The organism is Flavobacterium piscis (assembly GCF_001686925.1).
GTDB classification, from domain to species: domain Bacteria; phylum Bacteroidota; class Bacteroidia; order Flavobacteriales; family Flavobacteriaceae; genus Flavobacterium; species Flavobacterium piscis.
Map to the genome: position 1 here is coordinate 177,232 of NZ_LVEN01000002.1, position 23,666 is coordinate 200,897.

Consider the following 23,666-nt stretch of genomic DNA (forward strand, 5'->3'; position numbering starts at 1 on the left):
AAAAACTATGAAAAGATTATATATGTTTCTTTTTTCGGCTTTAGCATTCACAACTTCACAAGCTCAGAATAAATTCAATTTATTGGTAGGAACTTATACCAATACTTGTGACAGTAAAGGAATTTACGTTTACGAATTTAATAGCGTTTCAGGAGAATTTAAATTAAAGAATTCTACAGAAAAAGTAGTGAGTCCGAGTTATTTATCTGTTGCTGCAAATAATAAATTTGTTTATGCAGTAAACGAAAACGGAAATCAAAGTGCAGTAACAGCCTTAACGTATGATGCTCCAACGGGTAAACTTAAGGTATTGAATACAAATTCTTCATTGGGTGCAGATCCTTGCCATTTAATTAATGATGAAAAAAATGTAATCGTTGCTAATTATTCTGGTGGAAGCATTGCTGTTTTTAAAAAGAATGCTGACGGAAGTATAACAGAAGGTCAGCAATTGATTCAGCATGAAGGAAAAGGACCAAATGTTGCACGTCAGGAAAAGGCACATGTGCATCAGGTTGTTTTTTCTCCGGATAAAAAGTTTGTTCTATCGAATGACCTTGGTCAGGATAAAGTTTTTATTTATAAATACAATCCGGGTGCGAGCCATGAAGTACTAACTTTAAAAGGATCTGTAGATGTAAAAAAAGGAAGTGGCCCAAGGCATTTGACGTTTAGTAAAGACGGTAAATTTGTATATTTAGTTCAGGAATTAGATGCAACTCTTACTACTTTTAGTTATGATAAATCGGGAAGTTTGAAACGACTTGCCGAAACCAGTATATTGCCAAAAGGATTTACCGGAGGAACTGGTGCCGCAGCGATTAAAATTTCACCTGACGGAAAATTTCTTTATGTAACAGATCGTGTTGATGCGAACTCAATTTCGGTTTATCAAATTCAAAAAGACGGGAATATTAAATTTGTAGAGCAGGAAAGTACTTTAGGAAAAGGCCCAAGGGATTTTGCTATTGACCCAACCGGAAACTACCTTTTAGTTGGTCATCAATACACAAATGATATTATTATTTTTAAAAGAGATAAAATCACAGGAAAACTTACCAATACCGGAAAAAAAATAGAATTGTGTTCGCCGGTGGGATTGGTTTTTACTAAGATTTAATTTGAAAGGTTCTAAGATTCTAAGTTGCTAAGGTTCTGAGTTTTTTGCCAGATCCTGCAATAAAAAAATGGCTTAAAGATTGTTTTAATCTTTAAGCCATTTTTTATATTTTCCACTTTATATCTTAGTCACTCAGAACCTTAGAACCTAAAAAAAATTATTTGTTCTTATCTTTTCTTTTCTTGTCTCTAGTTTTCAACATGTTTCTGTTCACAGATCCGTGCGTTTTCTTTTTGGTTTTAGAAGGCCCTCCAAGATTTACTTTTTTATTCTTTTTATCTTTTTCATGAAAAGCACCGTCCCCTTTTAGGGTTTGTTTTTTCATTAAAAACTTAATAGGCTGTTTGTCTTTTTCAGGTTCGATTAGTTTTGATGAAACTTCCACTTCTTCAGGAAAATCAGCGATTGCCAATTCCTGATTCATCAATACTTCAACCTCAACTTTAAATTCTTCTTCGCGGGGAGTTATAAAACTAATCGCAGTTCCCGTTGCATCTGCACGACCTGTACGACCAATTCTGTGCATGTACAATTCAGGAAATTCGGGAAGTTCGAAGTTAATAACGTGAGAGATATTAGAAATGTCTAAACCTCTCGCCATGATATCTGTAGTGATCAGTCCACGAAGATTTCCTTCCTGGAATTCGGCCATAGTACTCAAACGATAATTCTGAGATTTATTCGAGTGAATTACACCAAACTGACCTTCAAAATCTTCTTCGATTCTAGTATGCAGCATATCCGAAATCTTTTTATTATTCACAAAAACCAAAACACGTTCCATGCTTTCGTTTGTTTCTAATAAATGTTTTAACAGATTTACTTTTGTATTAAAGTTAGGTACATTATACGTAACCTGAGTAATGTTTTCAAGCGGAGTTCCTGAAGCAGCCAGTGTAACTTCTTCCGGAAAATCAAAAAAGTCATTCAAAACAGCATCTACTTCATCGGTCATGGTAGCTGAGAAAAGAATGTTTTGACGTTTGGTTTTCATCATTGCCAAAAGCGCTGTCAATTGCGTACGGAAACCAAGATTCAGCATTTCATCAAACTCGTCAATAACTAATTTTTGAGTTTCATCAAAACGCACAACAGCATCCAAAGCTAAATCCATCATTCTACCTGGCGTTCCAACTAAAATATCTACACCTTCGTAAACCGCTTTTTTTTGTGTATTGATATTTACGCCACCAAAAATACCAAGTGTACTAACCGACATGTATTTGGTTAGTTTCTCGATTTCATCTACAACCTGAACTACTAATTCACGAGTTGGAACCAGAATTACAATTTTCGGCGTATTGGTTGGGGTAAATTTGTATAGTTTTAAAAGTGGCAATAAATAAGCAAATGTTTTACCGGTACCGGTTTGTGCAATTCCCATCATATCTCGGCCAGACATAATCACGGCAAAGGATTTTTCCTGAATAGGAGTAGGCGTAACAAAGCCTAATTCGTCGATTGCTTTTTGTACTGATTTTGGAAGATTGAATTTTTCGAAAGTGCTCATTTGCATTAAATTTTGTGCAAATATAGCTATAAATAGCTGAAAATTGGTACTTCTTAGAAATTACGATAGTTTGGGGTATTCGTATTTCTTAAAAATAGAGTTTAAATTGCTATAAAAATCGTTTTATTCGCAATAAAAGTTCGTTTGGATTAAAGGGTTTAGCAATAAAATCATCTACTCCCAATTCAAAAGCTTCTTCGACAGTATTTTCTTCTTCGCCAAGTGCCGAAAGTGCCACCACGCGAATGGTTTTAAAATTTTGTTTGATATGGCTAATGATTTCCAGACCGGATTTTAAGGGCACAATAATGTTAGTAATCACTAAATCAGGCATAATGGTAGAAATTCGTTCCAGCGCATTGATACCGTCTTTGGCAATACTTATTTTATAACCTTCTCTTTTTAGAATAAATTTCAGAATTTCGATTGTCATTTCATCATGATCTATGATCATAATTTTTTTGTCACTCGTGTTCATATTTTGATTTTCATTTTTTATACAATTCTATTTCGTCCAGCATTACCATTGGTTTTTTGTTTTTGCGTTTTCTCCATAACGGTATTTCTGATTGGTTTTCTACAATGACTTTAATCCTGGCAAAACTACTAAAGCTTTGATCTGTAATTTCCCATGATTTTGTTGTAATTTCAAAGTCTTCTGTTAAATTGTCACAAATTTTTTCTTGCAGAAGATTCCATTTTTGGTCTTTGAAACCATAAACCTTTATTTTTTTTGGCATAAAAATCCAATGTCGCTGATCGTTCAGGAAATTGAGTTTTAACATATTGAAATTGAGCTTTTTTGTTTCGATTTCAATTTCAGGATTATTTTCGTACCAACCCATCCAGTTAATGTTAAAATCTCTATAACCTCTGTTTCCATCAACTAAACCATAACTTCCTTTGCCTTTAAATTCATTTGAAGGTTGGGTTATAAAATTTACCTTTAAATCTTCTCCTAAGTGTGTGGTAGTATTTTTGCAAATTTCCAGCCATTCCTTGTAATAATTGTCGGGAGAAAGTCCGCCTTCGCTGAGTTCGTAAATACCAAACTGATTGCAGGCCCTGGCAAATTTAAGTACTCTTTCTGTTAAACCTTCTTTTACCTCTTTTTCTCCTTTAGAATTTACGATAAACATTCCGTGCTGGTTTTTTCCGTAAAATTTTGCCTGTTCAAAATAAACATATTCTAAAGCCAGACGTAGTTTTTGAATACGTGAATGTAAAACCGAATCATTTTCGACAGCTGCAGAAGCTTGCTCTAATAATTGATCGTACTGATCTATTGCTTGAGGTGTCAGAAAAGTATTTCGGGCCTCTACAGGACTGGAATAAATATCCAGATAAGCATTGCTTTTCCTTTGATTCGTTTCCAGAAGATTCAAATATTTGCTGACAAAAGGTGCAGCTTTTCCATAAAAGCCTCTTAAAAAATCAGCAGTTGTCGCTTCGAGATCAATATCAGTATTCCACATTAATTTAGCCAGAAGGTATTGTCGTAATTCTGAGAAATCTCCCGGAATATCAGAGTAACCCTGAGCGAATATTCCTTTTACTTTATTCTTTTTAAAGAGTTTATAATTACCCTGAAAAGATTCGAAATTAGGAAAAGGAGACATGTAATTCGAAAATTGAACCGTATAATCCCATAAAAATAAATGAGGAGAAGTAGTACTCCAGTTTTCTAATATTTTTACAAACGAAGCAGCGTTTTCTGCAGTAATTGGTTTTGCGCGATTCAATTCAATCGGACAAAGAATGGTGTGAATGTTAGGTTCTATTTTTAAATTTACAGGAGGTTTGAAAGTATGAAGATAGGCAAGGGTTGTAATTTTTGTTTTAGGAAAATGCGCTGCGATTTTATTTAGGAAATAATAAAAAGAACCTTGAGGTCCGCCGTATTTTTTGTTCAACGCTTTACATTCTGCACATTCACAATACACAACATCATCATTTTGACTCACCGAATAAAATTGAGCATTTGGTTTTTCTTCAATAATCCTGGTCATTTTTTTTTGTACCAAATCTACAACTGTATCATTGCTCATACATAATGATTCAGTATTTCGTTTGCCTTCGTATAAAGCAAAAAGTTTGGGATTGGTTTTAAAGAACTCTTTCGCAGGAACCAAAACACTAAAAGAATGTCCCCAAATGCCAAAATCATCAACCTGCCAGTCGAGTTTATGCCAGTCTCTAAAATCTTCATCATAACAATCGGGATATAAAAGCGCGCGATAATCAAATGAAGGCTGATGTACTTTTTGAATATTCTTGACAAAAGTAAGTTGTGTTACTTTTGGAATATAGTTTTCTGTGGAGGTAAATTTTCTAAACTCCCATATTTCTAATAAAGTATAAACGGCATAACGCAGGTATTTTTGGTTTGAAGCGATCAAATAGATTGATTTTGAATCGCTTTTGATGATAAATTCATTCGGTTTTAGTTTTTCATTTTCTGATATCGATAGGATTATTTCTGAGGCATTAGTTTCTTTCTTGCTATCGGCTGCAATTTCAAAAGGTTTTGCGAAAGATTTATCCAAATATATTTTTAAAATTTTTGCCGCTTGCTGAGCGTTTTCAGAAGCAGTAATAATTTTGTTTTTATCAGTAATTATAATTTCAGATTGTGCCATCATATTAAAACTAAAAATGGAAAAAAATAAAAGTTGAAAACATCTATATTGCTTTTTTCTCATGAGATTTAAAATTTGTATTGCATTAAAAAAGCAAAATCCAGTTCAGCCTGAAATTTATTTTTTGTGTATTCCTGTTCATTATCCGTAATCAGAAAACCAACAACATAATGATTGTTTATTAATCTAAAGTAACCTGCACTAAGTCTGTACGATAGTAAAGATATTCTGGTATTGTATTCTGCCGCTCGTGTGCGGTCATCAGGCGAAGTTCCGTAACCCGCTATCAGCGTAACGTAATCAAATTTTGTTTTATAATAATAACGAGATGTTACTATAAATGACGGATTGTCTTTTTGAATATAAGATCTTAAATTAACCCAATAAGAACCAAAATATTTTCCAAGTCCTACATTAATTGTTTTTAGATTACTGTTGTCCTGCATGGCAATATAACGAACGCCCAAATCAGCTTCCCAGCCTTTTTTAAAATTATGAAAATAAGAGTATCCTAATCGCCATTGCGGAAAAGCACTGTCTTTGCTATAGGCGACATCAAGATAAGAATAATTATTTTTTCGGGCATACAAATACGATTCAACTTCAAACTGAAGTCCGCTGGCCTGAACCAAATGAGATGAAAGTCTTTTGGCGTAACTCACCCTCCCAATTACACTTCCCCAGGTGCGTTGCCGCATATAATCAGCGCTGGCCAAATGCCACGGACCAACTCCTTCACGATCGATTGTGGTGATGTTGTAATAGGCTCCAATACGATCTATATTGGTTTTAGAATATAAAGCATAAAGGCGTTGCTCTATATCAGCGTCATTAGGAAATTTTGCGCGGATAGATTTAAGATATTTAGCCTCATTTTGAGTGTCGTTTTGTAATGAATAAATTGCAATTCGCTTAAGTCTGAAGTTTCTGTTGTCGGGATATAATTCAATAGCTTTATGGGTTAAATCAAGCGCTTCATCATAATTCTGATCTTCTAAATCTAAATTGATAAGGTAAAGAAAAGCATCTTCATATCTGGAGTTTTTATCAATGACGTAATTATAATAAAATCGGGCGCTGTCATTTACTTTTATTAAATCATAATTTCTGCCCAAGGCCAAATAAAAATCGATATAAGCAGGCGCTAATTTTTTACCTAATAATCCTCTCTCAATATTGAGTTTGTAATTAGGACGCGTACTTTTCATGTCATTAATTATCACAGTCAAAAGACTATCAGTGTCAATTTTTTGCGCGTGACTATTTTGGTTAGAAAATAAAAACACGCAAAAAAACAGTACAATTTGTTGTAACGCTTTAAGGTTTTTCATTATCAATTATTTTTTAGTTGGGGCTGCGTATCCCTTTCGAACCATAACGCCCCAGTTTTGTTCTTTTTTTCTAAAGAAAAGCCAATATCCTTTTAATGATGCATACACCGTAATGGGATGATATACAAAAGGTTCTATCGCAGCCATACCAATAAGGACTAATAATTCTTTGTAATTAGCATAACTTTTATATAAAATTTCATCAATTAAAATAGAAATGATCGTTATCGAGAGGTAAAATAAATACACCAACAAGCTTATAATTAGTAAATACTGAAAATTTATAATACCAAACACAAAGCTTGAAATCAAAGTTATGATGCCTATAAACTCAATAATAGGAACTAGAAATTCAAAACTAAAAAAGTAGGGCAAGACTAAAAATGCTGTGCGGCCGTATTTTGGATTTAAAAACATATCCCGATGCAAATATAGTGTTTGTACTAATCCTCGTGCCCAGCGAATGCGTTGTCTTAAAAACACTTCTTTTGTGCCTGGAACTTCGGTCCAGCAAAGCGATTCCGGGATATATTTTATCAAAAAAGGCTCTTTAGTTTCATGCATATGTTTTCTCATTCGGGTAACCAGTTCCATATCTTCGCCCAGTGATTGATGCCAATATCCGCCAGCTTTTATTACGATATCTTTATCAAACATTCCGAGTCCGCCGGAAACCAAAAGCAAACCGTTGATCTGACTCCAGGCCATTCGGCCAAACAAAAACGAACGTACATATTCTAATTCCTGAAAACGCGGATACCATTCTTTAGGATAATGCACTTTAAACAAAAAACCTTCTTTGATCTCACACGAATTCGAAATCCTGATTCCGGCACCACAGGCAATGACGCGTGTTTCATTTTCCATAAAAGGCTTTGCGAGTTTCAAAATGGTATCTCTTTTTAGAATACAATCTACATCTGTGCATAAAAACAGCGGATATTGCGAAGAGTTTATTCCTGCATTTGAGGCATCTGCCTTGCTTTTGCCGTTTACTTTATCAACGATAAGCAATTTTGAATAAACGGGATTTGTCGATTTATAGTGCCCTCGAACAGGTTGTGTGACAATTTTTTCCTGATAATAGAAATCAATTTTGACCAAATCAAATTCGCTTATAAGTTTTTCCAGCGTGTCATCTGTACTTCCGTCATTTACAATAATGATCTCATATTTAGGATATGTTAATGAAAGCAAAGACTTTACATTGTACACAATATTTACACCTTCGTTAAAAGCCGGAGCAACAATCGAAACGCCTAAAATATGATTGGAGCGAAGCAAAACTTCTTCTTCAAGATATTTTTGGTATTTTAAATGTTTTATAATGGCCCAATAGGATAATATAGAAAGGAATATGTAGAATAAAATATATCCAACAGAAAACCAGGCTATAAAAATATCATAACCACGAATAAGATGTGATAGAAAATCATGAATCATAACTGTCTTTTTCTGATGTGATTGATCATTTTTTGTGTATCTGAATCTTGTGTTCCTAATACATTAAGTCCCGAAGGATCTATAGTATTCAAACAGCAAACCATTTGTAATTTGAGGTCTTTTATTGCTTCTTTTTTTATTTGAATGTTTAAATAGTCGATCGTTTTTTCTGAACCTATTGCTGAGAGCGCCTCAAGAATTTCAAGTTGAATTTCCAGCATTTCGGTTTCAAATAAAAGGAGTAATTCGTCTTCGGCTTCAAAAAGATAAAGATCGCGAATGGCAATAATAACATCTATACGTAAGTCCTTGTCTTCGTGATGTAAGAGACTGATTATTTCTGCCGATTTGTTTCGGTAGTTATAAAAAACCATTGTCATAACAGCCAATTTTAGAATCGTTGGATTTTCAGATTGTATCCAAAGATCTATGTTGGGCGGAATTGGTATTTTTTCTGAATGTAAAACATCCATTACTTTTATGGTTGTTATAATCGAAACTTGAATAGGCAGTTTATTTACAGCCTGCCAATCCCCTTTTGATAATGCCAAATATGCAATATTAGCATTTGACCGAATGATTTTATCCGGATGAAATAAATATTTTTTTAGGAGCGAAATCCCGGGTTTGTATTTTAATGCCTGAAAATGATAAATTCCTTCGCGTTTTTTGTATTTTCTGAAATCGCGAATTAAACTTGCCGAATAATGATTGAGATCCAACTGCTTATAAATAAGAAGAATGTTTTTTGCCGTTTTACCTTTTAAGTTGCTTTTCATCCGGATCATATCCTCTATGAGCATATTTTTACACCAGGTTTTATGTATCGGAATTTCTGATTTGAACTTTGCTATTTTATATTTTAAAGTATTTTTATCAGGTTTTGATAAGGTAATCTCTGTGAGGAAAATTTCAGATTTGCGTATGATAAGGTGTCTGTACGGTAGCGTGTATTGATAATGAATTCTTTTTAGTACTAAAATAATCGCTAAAGACAGGCTTATAATTACAAATAATGGAATGGCGTAATGTTTTATATAACCAATAAAGTGCTCCATATAACATAGCTTAACATGTAATATTACGAAAAAAAACGCAATAAAGCTAATGAATAGGTGAGTACATTTGAGTACAGAGAATTGGGCAATTTTCAAAGAAACAAGGTTGAAATTGTATTTTCAACCTTGTTTTGTGTTCGGTATATTTTTTGAAATTTAATGTAAGCGTATATTGAAATAATTTTGAATTTTGTCTAGTGTAGCAATAGTAAATTATATAATTATTGTGAAGATTAAAACCCTTCAAAAACGCCTAATCCAAAAAGGGCGAAATCGTATTTTACAGGATCCTGAGCATCCATTTTCCTAAGTTTAAGATCCAATTCTGTTAATGCTTTCCCGTCATTTTGTTTTCGGGTAAGGATTCCTAATTTTCGGGCAACATTTCCGGAATGAACATCAAGCGGACAGGATAACAAAGCGGGCGAAATGCTTTTCCAGATACCTAAATCAACTCCTTTTGTGTCCTGACGAACCATCCAGCGCAAATACATGTTGATTCTTTTTGCTGCCGAATTATTCAGAGGATCTGAAATGTGTTTTTGGGTTCGCGGCAAATGATCGATTTCGAAGAATATTTTTTTGAATTCGTGAATGCTTTTTTGCAGACTCTCTTTTTCCTGATGTTTGGCAAAAACAGCTTCTAATCCGCCATGATTGTTGTAAATGTGCTGTAATCCCTTTATGAAACCGCCAAAATCTTTTCCGTTGAAAGTGCGGTGAACGAAATTTTCGAGGCGAACTAAATCGTCATCAGAATGTGACATGACAAAATCATAAGGTGTATTGCCCATTAAATCCATCATTTGATGCGAATTTTTGATAATCATTTTACGATTTCCCCAGGCAATTGTGGCACTCAGGAAACCGGCAATTTCAATATCTTCTTTTTGAGAGAATAAATGCGGAATTTGTACCGGATCGCTATCAATAAAATCCTGATTGTTATATTGAATGACTTTTTCGTCGAGAAATTCTTTGAGTTCTGCTTTATTCATTTTATAAAAGTTTTTTGGCGTAAAATCCGTCTTTTAAATCGTTTGTCCGCATTTGCGGAATTGTATTGAAATATTTTTTGAAATATTCAATTTGATCTTTATTTACGCAAGGTAAAGCACCATCTCCATTTCCCCAAAAGAAATCGTTGTTTACGGGTGAGTTGTAGTTAAGATTTCCAAGTTTTACCATAATAAAATCAGTATTGTTTTTTGTGTTTTTATACGGTAACACAATATTTTTAATGGAGAAATTACTAGATTTTCGCATCAAAGGATTATTAGAAAAACTATTAAAACTTAAAGGAAAAAATAATATAATAAATACTGGAATTAGCGATAGGGTCAATATTGAATTAATTGTTTTCTTATTCTGAATTAAACAAGAGAAACAAAAAAGAGAAAAGAATATTATAAAATTCATGAAAAACCGATATTGCGGTGATGTTATAAAAAGCAAAATTAATTGTAAGACCATCACTATATAAAGTGTCCAGAGACTTTTTCTATTTTGAAATTTATAGATAAAAAATGGAACAAAAATGACCAGAAAAATACTCAACAAATTGAATAAACCATGAAGTTTTGGAAGTGTCAGCCACTTTAAAAACAAATTAAAAGGTGACATTGAATTATATTGCTGAGCAGTAACAGAGTAGCCAAAATGCTTAATGGAGTCATAATAGAAACTTTCGATAGTATCTGGAATTGCATAAACTGTCGATAAATTACTAAAACTTTTAGACGGAAAAATGGGAGATCCACAAATAATCATATTTTTTATGATAAAGAGTGAGATAACTAAAATTGTCAGCAATATAGGTTTTAATAATTTTTTTGAAATCAGTTTAAAATGTAAAGTCAATAATATAATTGGAATTATTGCAAAAGTTAGCATTGTATTTTTGATGTAAATCAAATAAAGAACTAAAATTACAATTAGATAAAATACTTCTGGCGTCAGTTTTTTAAAATTTTCTAGAAAGTAGAAGAAGAGTATAATCGAAAAAACATAAACCGGAATATCAGGAGAAGGGGCACTTATAAATTGAAACAGAAAAATGTTGAATAGCGGAAACAGCCCAGTAATAAGATAGATTTTATTATTGGTGGTATAAAATTCATTTAATTTTTGAATTGAAAAAAAAGTTCCAAGAAAGAGACAGTAACCGCTCAAGTCATTAAAATTTTTATATAAGAAGGAAAAATTAAAAACACTCTGAGTAACGTGCCAGCCACTAGTTTGTCCTAAAAAGAGGTGCAAATTCGCAAGTCCTTTTACAAAACCGTATTCATTAATCCATTTTATAGTTTGAATGTAGTACGATTCGTTATCTATGATAAAAGGAATTGAAGAGCATTGCGCAATTATTAATAAAGCGGTTATAACAAAAACAACTTTTAAAATTTTTGAGAATTCCTTAAATTCTGATAATGCCAGTTTATAAATTGCTATTATTTTGTCTTTAAATTGTAAAAAGATAAAGATGTTTAATAAGAGTAAAAAAACATGAAATTCAATATTTATTCTGTAAAAAATCGCCCAGACACTGGCTACTAAAGTAACCGAAAACAAACCCAGAATTGATGTTATGACAAAATTTTGGTTTTTTATTTTAATTATTTTATCAGTGACAAACCCTAAATTTATTGTGGTAAAAAGTATATAAATCCAACTTATTACAATTAAAATCATAGTTAGTAGATAATTTGCCCGTCAGACATTACCAATTTTCTATCGGCCATATTCGCCAGTTCTTCGTTATGCGTTACAATAACAAACGTTTGCCCAAATTCGTCACGAAGCTGAAAAAATAACTGATGCAGGTTTTCGGCAGAATGAGTGTCAAGATTTCCTGAAGGTTCATCGGCAAAAATAACATCGGGTTTATTGATTAAAGCTCTTGCTACGGCAACTCGTTGCTGTTCTCCGCCCGAAAGTTCGTTTGGTTTATGATGTATTCTGTGCGATAATCCCAGATATTCTAAAATTCTTTTAGCTTCTTTTTCGGTTTCGGCTTTTGGTCTGTTGGCCATGAATGCAGGAATACAAACATTCTCCAGAGCGGTAAATTCAGGTAAAAGCTGATGAAATTGAAAAATAAAACCAAGATTTAGATTTCTGAAATTAGATAATATTTTGTCTTGCTTGCTTTTTCTTTTAAAATAACGATTCATATAAAACGCTAATGCTAAAAGAGGCAGTAATAAGGCTGCAATCGTGATGTATCTAAAGACATCGTCAAATATGGTAAGCTTAAAGAATACTAAAAAAGCAAGTAAACATAAAGTATAGATGCCGCCTATCCAGGAAACCCATTTGAATGTTTTTTCTTGTTTTGTATTGTCGGTTTCTACATCCTGCAATTTCAATACATTTTCTCCGTTGATAGTCAGAGAGGATTCGGCGTTTCTTTCAGGATGATCCAGTGTTCCCAAAATTTGCAAAAGAGTAGTTTTTCCAGCACCAGATGCACCCACTATAGAAACAATTTCTCCTTTTTTGATATGAAGGTCGACTCCCTTTAAAACCTCTAATTTATCGTAGAACTTATGTATATTTTTTGCGTGAATCATTTTGAAACTGTTTTTACAAAGAAACAAAGATTCTGCCGATATAAAAATGTCAGCTAACAGAAATTTAAGAAGAAATAAAAAGTATGGTTATTTTTAGATTATGATTATTGCCCACGGATTAGGCAGGTTAAACGGATATCGCGGATTTCTTTATAGAAAACTCTTAATCCTTTACATTTTTTGGTAATAAGTTAAAGCTTATAACTGTAGTATTTTCATCTGTGGAGATCAGTTTAATCCGCCTAATCAGTGGACAATCAGGCTAGTTTAATAAATGGCAGGGAAATTGATTAGATGGGAATTAAGAAATAAAATTCAACTAATCAATAAGTTAAGTTGTATCAATTCTTTATAAATTCGATTAATATCTAAATGAAATGAAAATGCAGGAAGTAAAAACAATAAACGAAGACGACAGAACCAGAAAACTCCTTTTGGGTTTGCTTTTGGACGGTGTTGGAATGATATCCTTTACAATTCCGTTGATTGGAGAATTCTCAGATGTCATTTGGGCGCCGGTGGCCGCATTTATTATGACCAGAATGTATAAAGGCAGAGTGGGGCGAGTAGCGAGTGTTATGACATTTATAGAAGAAGCATTGCCTTTTACAGATATAATTCCATCATTTACACTTACGTGGATTTATACGTATTATTTTCAAAGAAGAGATGCTTAATCTTTAAATAAAAATCCTAATCCCATGTTTTTAAGCATTTTCTTTTCGAAATTCCAAAAGAAACGGAATTGCCCAAAAATAGTTCCAATCGCAACGAGTAAAACCTGATAAATAGGAAAAATAATCAGTAAACGGATCAAAGTAAACCATCCGCCAAAATCTTCTTTGGTGATGCCTAAGAATGCGCAAAAAGGTTTAGACAAATAGGCAGATGCCGATCCCGTGATGGCAAAAACAATCAATATAATTATGGCTTGTAGATTTGAGGTAATACCCCAACGTTTCTTTAATCTGTTCATTTTTATTTGCAATAATTACAAATATAAGAACATTATCTTACAGGAACATACCCTGAAAGCTTTTGTTTGTATGTATTTTGAAAATAAATCATATAATTATAAATTAAATAATTTACTTCATATCCGTAATGAATACTTGGGCGATAATCGATCGACATTTCGTACAAGTTAGGACTATATCTTTGCGGCTGTAAAACACGATTATTCCATTCTGTTACGTACAAATTGTTCTTGTTTTCAAGATAAGACAAAGAATAATAATTGCGCGGAAGTGCTGTTGCAGCCAGCCAGGTGCTAAAGCCATTATCGATAATAATAACTTCATATTCTAATGAGTCATTGGCAATTCTGACTGTATCGTTTACCGCAACTTTTGGCGGGTGAACAGAGGCATTAGACGCAACACTACTTTTTGAAGCAGTAGAGCATGCTACTATAGTACATAAAAGGATGATGGTGTAAATATAATTTTTCATAACTGTCATATTTCGAACTTAAATTTACAAATAAAGCAGTCAACTATTTTGCTATTTAACAGCACTTTGTATTTGCGACTGCAGATTTAAGTTGCTTTAAAAGTTAGATTATCAAAACCTTTGCCATTTTTAGTTTTACAAAAAAAAGCTGTTTATTTAGAATAAACAGCTTTAAAATATTCTCAAGTTTAGCGCTAAGAATCTGAGCATCTCAGAACCTTAGAGCCTCACTATCTCAGAACCTTATTATTTACTTCCAAACAATTTTCCAATAAAACCAGCTATTCCGCCTTTGCTTTTTGTCACCACAAGAACATCGGTAACATCCACTTTTCCGTCATTGTTTTGGTCTAAACCAAATTGCATTCCGTACTTATTAATTGTTTCCATGATGCCGGAAGCTTGACTGCTATTTCCCGTAAGAGAACTAATGATATCAGAAATCTGAAAACTACTGTCATTAGGATCCTTTGCTTTATTGATCAACGAACTTAATATTTGCGGAATCATTCCTGCAGCTACACCTGAAGAAGTTTCACTGCTTAATCCAAATTTTTCACCCAGACTTCCTGATAATTGCTGCGTTATTTGCTGCACAACAGGATTCGAACTGTCTATAGAAGAATTTCCGTTAAACAAACTGGCAAGTTGTTCACCGCCACCCTCTGAAGCAATTTTTTGCAATCCTGTAAATATCGAATTACTGGTTTCATTTATTACAGCTTCATTTTGTTCGTTTGGTACAGCAGCATTGTTTACAACTGAAGTACCACCGTATTGTTGTACTAATTGTGTTAATTGTTCAAACATAATATTAGATTTAGATTATACTTAAAACTCAATAAAAAAGAAAGATATTTACTTTAAAAAATAGCATAAAAACCTTTAAAGTTAATCTATTTTTTAATTGCTTAACAATTTGCCGTATTAACAAATTATGATTTTGTTTTTCAGTCCATTCTGTCTCAGTAAATTTATTACGGAATTTAAATTGCTGATATGTAGAGTTGTATGTTTATTTAGAGTCTTCTTCTGGAATTTTCACATTGCACCAGGTGCTGATATTTTCAGGATTAAATCCGGGACAATTATCAATGTTCTTTTTAGAAAAAAACAGTACATCATTATCAAATGTGCTTAAGTTATAATAATAGTTATTGTCATCTTGTCCATATCTCCATACATCGCTTGAGCCTTCATTATGTGCAGTTTCATTAAAAGTAAAAATTGAAGATTGCTTCGGAATAAAATATTCTTTTTCAATAATAAGCATACATATATTTCCAAATATATTAGTGCAAAATAAAGCAATTATAACTGCAAGTATCATCAAACGAAAGATCCAGTTACGTACAGTATTTTTTTTGTCCGTTTTCATATTACAGTTTAATTAAGTGCTAAAATTAGAAAAAAGGAAAGGGATTTACTACCATAAGCAGCAAATCCCTTTAATTGATTTAATCTATTTTTATTTAGCTCAACAAAGAAATAATTTGAGAAGCTAATTCTGTACCAATTCTGTCTTGTGCCTCGCCCGTTGCAGCTCCAATGTGCGGAGTCAAAGAGATTTTAGTGTGCATTAAGATTGCCATTTCCGGTTTTGGTTCGCTTTCAAAAACGTCTAAACCTGCAAAAGCAACTTTTCCTGAGTCTAAAGCTTTTACTAAAGCTACTTCATCAATAACACCACCACGAGCACAGTTTACGATTCCAACACCATCTTTCATGATTGCCAATTCTTTTTCTCCAATGATGTAACCATCCTGAGCCGGAACGTGCAAAGTAATGAAATCAGCTTCTTTAAACAAAGATTCTAATGATTGAGAAACGATAGTTGTAGTGATAGACTGACCATCAAAAAACTCCACCTTAACATCTACAGACGGAATAAAACTATCTGCAGCAATTACTTTCATACCCAAACCAAGAGCCATTTTTGCAGTAGCTTGTCCGATACGACCAATACCAACAATACCTAAAGTTTTTCCTCTTAATTCAGTTCCGTTTGCGTATGCTTTTTTCAAACCATCAAAGTTTGAATCCCCTTCAAGAGGCATGTTTCTGTTAGAATCATGTAAGAAACGAACACCAGAAAACAAGTGTCCAAATACCAATTCAGCAACAGATTCTGATGATGAAGCCGGAGTATTAATTACATGAATTCCTTTGCTTTTAGCATAATCAACATCAATGTTGTCCATACCAACACCACCACGGCCAATAATTTTAAGTCCCGGGCAAGCGTCGATAATATCTTTACGAACTTTAGTTGCGCTACGCACTAAAACTACGTCTACATTATTTTCATTTACAAAATTAGCTACTTGTTCCTGAGCTACTTTTGTAGTTATAACTTCAAATCCACCTTTTTCTAAGGCAAGAATTCCACTTTTTGAAATTCCATCATTCGCTAATACTTTCATTTTGCGTATTTTGTTTATTTGGTTAATCGTTTATTTGTTTAACCGAAGAACCAATTATTATGATTTTTTCTTTTTTGATATTTTATTCAACTGAAAACTGTGACTGAGACTGAAAACTAAACTTTAGTCTCCAAAGCTTTCATTACATCCACTAAAACCTGAACACTTTCGATAGGCATAGCGTTGTAAATAGAAGCTCTGTAACCACCCACAGAACGGTGACCTGGCAATCCTGAAATTCCTGCTTCTTTCCATAAAGCATCAAATGCAGCTGTGTGATCAGCGTTGTTCAATAAGAAAGTAACATTCATTTTAGAACGATCTTCAACCGCTGCAGCACCTTTAAATAATGGGTTTCTGTCGATTTCAGTATAAAGTAAATCAGCTTTTGTGTCGTTTAATTTCTCAATAGCAGCAATTCCGCCTTTTTCTTTAATCCATTGTAAAGTTAGTAACGATACATAAACAGCAAAAACAGGAGGAGTATTGTACATACTTTCTGCTTTGATATGTTTAGCATAATCTAACATACTTGGAATAGTTCTTCCGTTTTTCTCCAGGATTTCTTCTTTAATAACTACTAAAGTAGTTCCGGCAGGACCCATATTTTTTTGAGCTCCGGCGTAGATTAAATCAAATTTAGAGAAATCTAAATTGCGTGAAAAAATATCAGAACTCATATCGCAAACAACAGGAATGTTAGTTGCAGGGAATTCTTTCAGTTGAGTTCCAAAAATAGTATTGTTACTAGTACAGTGAAAATAATCTGCATCACTTGGTATTTCGTATCCTTTTGGAATATGGTTATAATTTTGTTCTTTCGAAGAAGCTACAACAATAGTTTCTCCAAAATATTTTGCTTCTTTTATTGCAGCAGTTGCCCAGGTTCCCGAATCTAAATAAGCTGCTTTTCCGTTTTCCTTCATCAGGTTGTACGGAGCCATTAAGAATGCAGTACTTGCACCACCTTGTAAAAATAGTGCCTGATATCCTTTTCCTGTAAGTCCTAGTAACTCTAAAGCAAGGGAACGAGCTTCATCCATAACGGCAACGAAATCTTTGCTTCGGTGCGAAATTTCCAGAATAGAAAGTCCTGAATCATTAAAATTTAATATAGCTTTTGATGCTTTTTCAAAAACCTCTTGAGGTAAAATACTTGGTCCTGCGCTGTAGTTGTGTTTTTTCATGGTTGTTGTTAAAAGTCGAAAATTTTAAAGAGGCAAATTTCGGCAATAGGAGCTGAAAAAGCGATAAATTATTCGAAATAATTAAACATATTTTTACTTTGTTGTTAACAAAAACGTTATAGTATCTACGTTATCTGCATAATCCCACAATTGAGGATTTTGAGTCTGTCCAAACGAAATACTATTTTGGATTAAATCGTTGCTAACAATACACTGAATTTGTTCAGCATCAGCTTCAAGACGGGATTGTAGTTCCTTTATATTTTCATAAAACTCATAAAAAACACTCGAAATAGGAGAGGCGTAACTAGGATCTTCCTTTAAAGTCAAAAATCCATTGTCCAGTAATTTAAAATTACTCATCAGGAAAACGGCCTTGTTATAATCATAATTATTAGCATATTTCTCGTAATGAATAACATCCTGATATTTAAAAATAGCCTCAAAAAAAGCAACAAACGAGTAATCTTTTGGTACAAAAAGTTTCGAAACATTGCGGCATCCCAAACCAAAATACCTGAAAATATCCTCGCCTAAATTTTCTAAATCTTCTTTAGTTTCATTTCCGTTTAAAACAGCAACCGAATTTCTGTTTTTTCTAATGATCGAAGGTTTATCTTTAAAATAATATTCGAAATATCTTGCAGTATTATTGCTTCCGGTAGCGATGACGGCATCAAATTTTTCCAGTTTTCCTTCCACGAAAGTGATCTTATCTTTTAGGCTTTCATCAGCAAAAACAAGATATTTGGCTAAAAAAGGCAGTAAATGCTGATCGTTTGAAGAGGTTTTTATTAATGCTTTATTGCCGGTAACTAAAACCGACAGGAAATCGTGAAAACCTACCAACGGAATATTTCCGGCCAAAATTAAAGCTACGTTTTTTTCAGTTTGGTCGTCCTGGTTAAATTCTGTTGCGTATTGCGAAAGCCATTTCGTAATGTTTTCTTCGGTCAGCGCATCGGCCCATGATTTTATTGCAAAGTATACTTGTTCAGGCGTATACCATCCGTTATGAGATTGTGATAAGAGGATCAGTTTTACAAAATCATCAAAAAACAAGTCATTACCTAAAACCGATTCATTTCGTGTATTTTCTTCTTCGGAAAACTGACTTAAAAATTTTCCTAATTCAACAAAAACACTTTTTTTTGTTTCTAATGTCATAATGTTTGCTTATGAATTGTTTTGATTGTAATTTTGCACAAAAATAAGCATAAATAAGTCGAAAGTCAAAAGTCATCAGGTCAAAAGAAAATGACCTTTTTATTTATATGACTTTATTACTGTAAGACTTTTAACTTTAAGACTAAAAAACAATGGCAATAATTATAACTGACGAATGCATAAACTGTGGGGCTTGTGAACCAGAGTGCCCAAATACAGCAATTTATGAAGGAGCTGATGATTGGAGATATAAAGACGGAACAAGACTTTCAGGAAAAATAATTTTACCGGACGGAACTGAAGTTGACGCAGATGATGCTCAAACACCAATTTCTGACGAAGTATATTACATTGTTCCAGGAAAATGTACAGAGTGTAAAGGTTTTCATGATGAGCCTCAATGTGCTGCTGTGTGTCCTGTTGATTGTTGTGTGCCAGATGATAACCACGTAGAAGATGAAGAAACCTTGTTGAACAGACAAGCATTTTTACATGGTGATGAATAAAATTTTATTTTAGAAAATATAAATCCTGAGTCGATACTCAGGATTTTTTTTTGCTCAAATTTCTAAATTTTATAATAAGCTAATTTGTTGATTTTTAATGTTTTATTTTTTCAATGTTAATTTATTAATAAAAAATTAATACTTTAGTTGAAAATTTAATAACGCCTATGAAGAGATTACTATTTTTATTTATTGTGTTTTTTAGCGTTAGTAGTATTGCTCAAAATACGGAATATTCTATTATTGTAAAAGATATAGAAACACAGTTGCCTATAGAAAATGCAATGGTTGTCATACTAAAAACGAAACAGGTTTTGTTAAGTAATGATGACGGAAAAGTTACATTTATGCTTAATGGCGCTTCGAATGTTCAGGTTTCTGAGATGAATTATGAAAACCTAACCCTTCGTTGGGCGACTTTAAAAGAAGATCAATTTGTTGTTTATCTTAAAAACAAGAACAATAAATTAGATGAAATTGTTTTGTCTAAAGAAAATCCTCAAAAAATACTTCAAAGAGTTGTTTCCAATTCAATACAAAAATTAACTACACCTTACCGTCTTAAAGTTTATGTAAGAGAGTTTTTTATGCTCGATAACAAATACTCCTATTATAATGACGGATTGGTAAATTTTCAATTTTCAGGAAATAAAAAGTCAACAACAACAACATTGTTAGTAGAACAAAATCGATCTTATGGTTTGCTTGAAAAGGATGTAAGTGCAGATTTAAGAGGTTATAATCTCAATAATATCATGGAGAATTACTCAAATTTCAATTACTTTCAGACTGTTTTAGATTCAAAAGCAAAAAAAGAATATGATTTTATTATAAAAGGACATCCAAATAATAAGGATTATTATATAATGAATATTACTGCTCTTGATAAAACGAAAAAAGATGCAGATAGTTTTGAGGTAATTTATGATCCTGTCAAAAAGTTAATTGTAGAATTTTCGTGTGTTTTTACTCCGGGAAATTCTGATAAAATCGAAGAAAAGCCCGTTATAGGATCAAAAAAAATTACCAGATCTTTTGTAAAAGTAGATTATAGATTAGATGGTTCAGATTATTATCTTTTAAGTTCGAATGAAGAAATAGCGTATGATCTTACTTTAAAAGATCAGGTTAAGAATATTCAGGTTCGAAATAACTTTATCACTACCGGTTTCAATAAGCAAAAGTTTACTTATAATGAATGTGATGTTTTTAAAGAGAAAACGCTCTTTAATAAACAAAATAAAATTCTAACCAATTATTGGGATATTTCTGGATTTACAGCCACAGATGAAGAAAAAGCAATAATTGCTTCATTAGATTTTAAGTTGTAGTCTTTAAGGATAAAAAAAAATCCTGAGTTTAGCACTCAGGATTTTTTGTGTTTTATTGTTAGACTTAAAGTCAAAGTATTTCTTTAAATAAATGATTATTAAAAATTAAACCCAAGTCTTGCATAATAATAAGCTCCGTTAAACCCCATTTGTACAGCATCCCAATAACCTCCGGCTTCAACCCAGTCATCTTGTTGATCAGGATAGATATTTAATAAGTTATTGGCACCAATACTAATTTTAGTAGATTTTGAAACTTTAAATCCTAAAGTTAAATCAGTTACAATTTTTGCTCCGTAAGTATCTGTTGCAGCTTTCTTTTGGTTCGCAAAAACCTGAGCATCAGTTTCGGCTGGAGACGTTCTGTAGTCTTCAGGATCTTCATCCATTTGATAATCCAGTAATTTTACTTCGCTAAATCTGGTAAAAGCCAATCCTGCATCAAACCATTTTCTGCCGTAATTAAGATTTAAACCAAATTTATTAGGCGGAGCAGAAGCTAATAAAAAAGCTTTATCACGTTCTCCAAAGAATTGATTTGCAGCCAGAGTACCGTTGTGTACTTTGTCAATTTTCATATCATTAATGTTTCCAACAAGGGTTGCGCCCAATCTATTTTCGTTTATTGTTTTTTTCCATGACAGCACAATATCCAGACCTGTTGTTTTTGTATCTACACCGTTTACAAAAAACTGAGCTTTAGAATTGTTTCCCAAAGCTGGCGCATCAAAATAACCCGTTAATACAATTCTGTCTTTTACATTAATTAAGTAACCATCTACTGTTGCAGTAAAGTCGCCAAAATTAGCTGTAAACCCTAAAGATGCATTTATGGCTTTTTCCTCGTTTAGTTTTTCAATTCCAAAAGATCTTGTGATTTCGCTATCGTTGGAAGCTAATAAAACTTCAGTAGCACCAGAAGAACTAAAATTGGTGAAACGTAAATTGTAATAAATTTGCGCCAACGACGGAGCACGAAACCCTGTACTTACAGAACCTCTTAGATTAATATTGTCTGTAATTTTAAGTCTCGAAGCCAGTTTCCCGTTTACCGTACTGCCAAAATCACTGTAGTTTTCATAACGAACCGCTCCACTAACCATCCATGCTTCTGTAACATCTAGTTCAGCATCAGCATATAAAGAGAAGTTGGTGCGGCTTTTATTTACTTCGTTTGCCGGACTGTATCCAGGAAAACCCTGAGAACCTCCGGGTCTTGGAATGGTTGGTGAAGAAGTTGGATCTGTAGGGTCGTAATCAGGATTTGGAACCGTAGGAGCACTTTGAGTTGTTGGGTCTGTAATAGGTACTCCATTAGTATCGTATGTAGCGTACGAACCTTCCTCTCCGGAAAAAATTTCGAATTTTTCTACTCTAAATTCAGTTCCAAAAGCGATATTTAGTCCGCCAAGAATATCACCGTAGTTTTTTGAAACATCTAAATTAGTTGTGTTTTGAAGTAAACTGTGTCCACCGGCATCAAATTCTCGTGGAGATTTATCTTCAAGAGAAGCATTGATGGTTCCTTTTATATCATAATGAAATTTGTTCTTACCAAATGTGTTGCTTAAATCCCATTTCCAGCCGCCTGCAGTTTCTGTTCTAATTCCTGCTGCAATCGAATTATCATTTATTTTTGATGTAATTCTAGGCGTATATCCGCCAGGATAAATAGATTCTACCACTCTTTCACCATCGTTTCGGGTAAAAGCGTAAGCATCTGTATCTCTAAAATTACTTCCTCCAAAAGCATAAAATTGCGTCTTGTCAGAGATTGGAATAGCAAGATTGACAAATAAATTCACACCCTGAATTTCAGCTTCTCCAAAACCTTTTCTAAAATCAAAACCAGGTCGTAATGTTTTGTTTTTATTCAAAAACTCTCCGGTAACATTAACGTAGCCTCCTTTAGATCCTATTGCAGTACCGTAATTGGCAGAGACTTTTAGAGATCCTCCGTCAAAATTTTGGTTTTTTCCAAATGAGTTTCCGTTTCCTTTTTTGTCTAATCTAAAATCTTTTGTGTTGGCAGTACCTTCAGGAAAATCTCCTTTTGCATCTGTATTAAACGCACCGTAAGTTATGGCTCCGGTAAATTCGTTTATATTATCATTCGTAACAATATTGATAACTCCTGCAATGGCATCAGAACCATATTGTGCCGCGGCACCATCCCTTAAAATCTCAATTCGTTTAATAGAAGCAGCAGGAATAGCATTCAAATCCGTACCTGTATTCCCTCGACCGCGAGTTCCAAATAAGTTAATCAATGACGATTGATGTCTTCTTTTTCCGTTAATTAAAACCAGTGTCTGATCAGGGCCCATTCCTCTTAATGAAGCCGGATCTACGTGATCTGCCCCATCAGAACCAGATTGTTTATTCGCATTAAACGAAGGCGCAACATACTGCAGTAATTCATTAATTTCAAGTTTTCCGCTTTGCGTTGTTACATCTTTTACGTTAATTACATCAATAGGAACAGCTGAATTTACAACCGTTCTTTTTGCATTTCTGGACCCCACAACAACTACATCACTTAAAATCTGGCCGCCACTTTCGTCTAAAACAATCTCTATTTTGTCACCAGTAACTTTTTTTTCTGTTGAAGAATAACCAACATAGCTAAAAATTAATGTAGCTCCTTCTTTGACTTTTATGCGATAACTGCCTTCGAAATCAGTCGATGTACCGTTTGAAGTTCCTTTTTCAAGAACATTAACACCGGGCAAAGGCGCGCCGGACTTATCTTTTACAGCTCCTGAAATTTCTTTTTGAGCAAAAAGAAACATCGTATTTAATAGAAATAAAAATAATGCAATCTTTTTCATGGTTTTGTAAGTTTGGTTTATTGTTTGATTTTGATCTTTGATAAAATTACTGTTTTTTAACAAAATATTAATAAAAAGTTTAATTATTTTAATGAA

At 33.2% G+C, this 23,666-nt stretch carries 20 protein-coding genes and 3 pseudogenes; 4 read left to right on the forward strand and 19 right to left on the reverse strand.

The annotated features are described in order from the left end of the window. Positions 1–7: 7 nt before the first annotated feature. Positions 8–1,120, forward strand: coding sequence for a lactonase family protein (locus tag FLP_RS02005; RefSeq protein WP_065447973.1), 1,113 nt, complete (start codon positions 8–10; stop codon positions 1,118–1,120). Positions 1,121–1,277: 157 nt separating this feature from the next. Here FLP_RS02005 and FLP_RS02010 read toward each other — a convergent pair whose 3' ends face one another. The 11 genes and pseudogenes from FLP_RS02010 to FLP_RS25715 form a co-directional block, all read right to left on the reverse strand. Next, positions 1,278–2,630 carry a DEAD/DEAH box helicase gene (locus tag FLP_RS02010; RefSeq protein ID WP_065447835.1) on the reverse strand — a complete coding sequence of 451 codons (1,353 nt, stop codon included), beginning with the start codon at positions 2,628–2,630 and terminating at the stop codon, positions 1,278–1,280. A gap of 109 nt (positions 2,631–2,739) precedes the next feature. Continuing rightward, complete coding sequence (locus tag FLP_RS02015; protein WP_244894294.1) at positions 2,740–3,084, reverse strand: response regulator transcription factor; 345 nt, start codon at positions 3,082–3,084, stop codon at positions 2,740–2,742. A 34-nt stretch (positions 3,085–3,118) separates the two neighbouring features. Beyond that, complete coding sequence (locus tag FLP_RS02020) at positions 3,119–5,272, reverse strand: DUF4838 domain-containing protein (protein WP_065447837.1); 2,154 nt, start codon at positions 5,270–5,272, stop codon at positions 3,119–3,121. 65 nt (positions 5,273–5,337) lie between these two features. After that, on the reverse strand, positions 5,338–6,600 hold the full coding sequence (locus tag FLP_RS02025) for a YaiO family outer membrane beta-barrel protein (RefSeq protein ID WP_083195775.1): 1,263 nt from the start codon (positions 6,598–6,600) through the stop codon (positions 5,338–5,340). A 6-nt stretch (positions 6,601–6,606) separates the two neighbouring features. After that, a complete protein-coding gene (locus tag FLP_RS02030; RefSeq protein WP_065447838.1) occupies positions 6,607–8,043 on the reverse strand; it encodes a glycosyltransferase family 2 protein in 1,437 nt (478 codons plus the stop codon). Continuing rightward, entirely contained in the window at positions 8,040–9,101 is a 1,062-nt protein-coding gene (locus FLP_RS02035; protein WP_065447839.1) for a HEAT repeat domain-containing protein, read from the reverse strand. The genes FLP_RS02030 and FLP_RS02035 overlap by 4 nt, the downstream gene beginning before the upstream one ends. A 233-nt stretch (positions 9,102–9,334) precedes the next feature. Then, positions 9,335–10,099 carry a TIGR02757 family protein gene (locus FLP_RS02040; protein ID WP_065447840.1) on the reverse strand — a complete coding sequence of 255 codons (765 nt, stop codon included), beginning with the start codon at positions 10,097–10,099 and terminating at the stop codon, positions 9,335–9,337. 1 nt (position 10,100) lies between these two features. Beyond that, a complete protein-coding gene (locus FLP_RS25235) occupies positions 10,101–10,367 on the reverse strand; it encodes a hypothetical protein (protein ID WP_123921639.1) in 267 nt (88 codons plus the stop codon). 150 nt (positions 10,368–10,517) lie between these two features. Further along, positions 10,518–11,792: pseudogene (locus FLP_RS25910) on the reverse strand (LIC_10190 family membrane protein); the annotation flags it as partial. A gap of 2 nt (positions 11,793–11,794) precedes the next feature. Continuing rightward, a pseudogene (locus FLP_RS25710) lies at positions 11,795–12,244 on the reverse strand (ABC transporter ATP-binding protein); the annotation flags it as partial. 204 nt (positions 12,245–12,448) lie between these two features. Beyond that, positions 12,449–12,673 (reverse strand): annotated as a pseudogene (locus FLP_RS25715) (ATP-binding cassette domain-containing protein); the annotation flags it as partial. Between the two features lie 383 nt (positions 12,674–13,056). Here FLP_RS25715 and FLP_RS02055 point away from each other — a divergent pair. Beyond that, a complete protein-coding gene (locus FLP_RS02055) occupies positions 13,057–13,350 on the forward strand; it encodes a hypothetical protein (RefSeq protein ID WP_065447975.1) in 294 nt (97 codons plus the stop codon). On the opposite strand, the gene FLP_RS02060 is transcribed toward FLP_RS02055, so the two are convergent. The 7 genes from FLP_RS02060 to FLP_RS02090 form a co-directional block, all read right to left on the reverse strand. Further along, positions 13,347–13,649: a DUF6787 family protein gene (locus tag FLP_RS02060; RefSeq protein WP_065447843.1), complete on the reverse strand. Its 303-nt coding sequence runs from the start codon at positions 13,647–13,649 to the stop codon at positions 13,347–13,349. The genes FLP_RS02055 and FLP_RS02060 overlap by 4 nt on opposite strands. A 32-nt stretch (positions 13,650–13,681) precedes the next feature. Beyond that, on the reverse strand, positions 13,682–14,125 hold the full coding sequence (locus FLP_RS02065; protein WP_065447976.1) for a DUF6146 family protein: 444 nt from the start codon (positions 14,123–14,125) through the stop codon (positions 13,682–13,684). Between the two features lie 246 nt (positions 14,126–14,371). Continuing rightward, on the reverse strand, positions 14,372–14,935 hold the full coding sequence (locus FLP_RS02070; protein ID WP_065447844.1) for a hypothetical protein: 564 nt from the start codon (positions 14,933–14,935) through the stop codon (positions 14,372–14,374). Between the two features lie 205 nt (positions 14,936–15,140). Continuing rightward, on the reverse strand, positions 15,141–15,398 hold the full coding sequence (locus tag FLP_RS02075) for a hypothetical protein (protein WP_123936743.1): 258 nt from the start codon (positions 15,396–15,398) through the stop codon (positions 15,141–15,143). A 199-nt stretch (positions 15,399–15,597) separates the two neighbouring features. Next, the gene (locus tag FLP_RS02080) at positions 15,598–16,548 is read right to left on the reverse strand and encodes a D-2-hydroxyacid dehydrogenase (protein WP_065447845.1); all 951 of its coding nucleotides are present in this window, start codon (positions 16,546–16,548) and stop codon (positions 15,598–15,600) included. 116 nt (positions 16,549–16,664) lie between these two features. Then, positions 16,665–17,735 (reverse strand): 3-phosphoserine/phosphohydroxythreonine transaminase, encoded by a 1,071-nt coding sequence (gene serC / locus FLP_RS02085; protein WP_065447846.1) that lies wholly within the window; start codon positions 17,733–17,735, stop codon positions 16,665–16,667. 93 nt (positions 17,736–17,828) lie between these two features. Continuing rightward, positions 17,829–18,902 carry an acyl-CoA reductase gene (locus FLP_RS02090; protein WP_065447847.1) on the reverse strand — a complete coding sequence of 358 codons (1,074 nt, stop codon included), beginning with the start codon at positions 18,900–18,902 and terminating at the stop codon, positions 17,829–17,831. 152 nt (positions 18,903–19,054) lie between these two features. Here FLP_RS02090 and FLP_RS02095 point away from each other — a divergent pair, with 152 nt between their 5' ends. After that, positions 19,055–19,408 carry a 4Fe-4S dicluster domain-containing protein gene (locus FLP_RS02095; RefSeq protein ID WP_065447848.1) on the forward strand — a complete coding sequence of 118 codons (354 nt, stop codon included), beginning with the start codon at positions 19,055–19,057 and terminating at the stop codon, positions 19,406–19,408. Positions 19,409–19,575: 167 nt separating this feature from the next. Further along, positions 19,576–20,739 (forward strand): hypothetical protein, encoded by a 1,164-nt coding sequence (locus tag FLP_RS02100; RefSeq protein WP_065447849.1) that lies wholly within the window; start codon positions 19,576–19,578, stop codon positions 20,737–20,739. 98 nt (positions 20,740–20,837) lie between these two features. Here FLP_RS02100 and FLP_RS02105 read toward each other — a convergent pair whose 3' ends face one another. Then, on the reverse strand, positions 20,838–23,570 hold the full coding sequence (locus FLP_RS02105) for a TonB-dependent receptor (RefSeq protein ID WP_065447978.1): 2,733 nt from the start codon (positions 23,568–23,570) through the stop codon (positions 20,838–20,840). Positions 23,571–23,666: the final 96 nt, after the last annotated feature.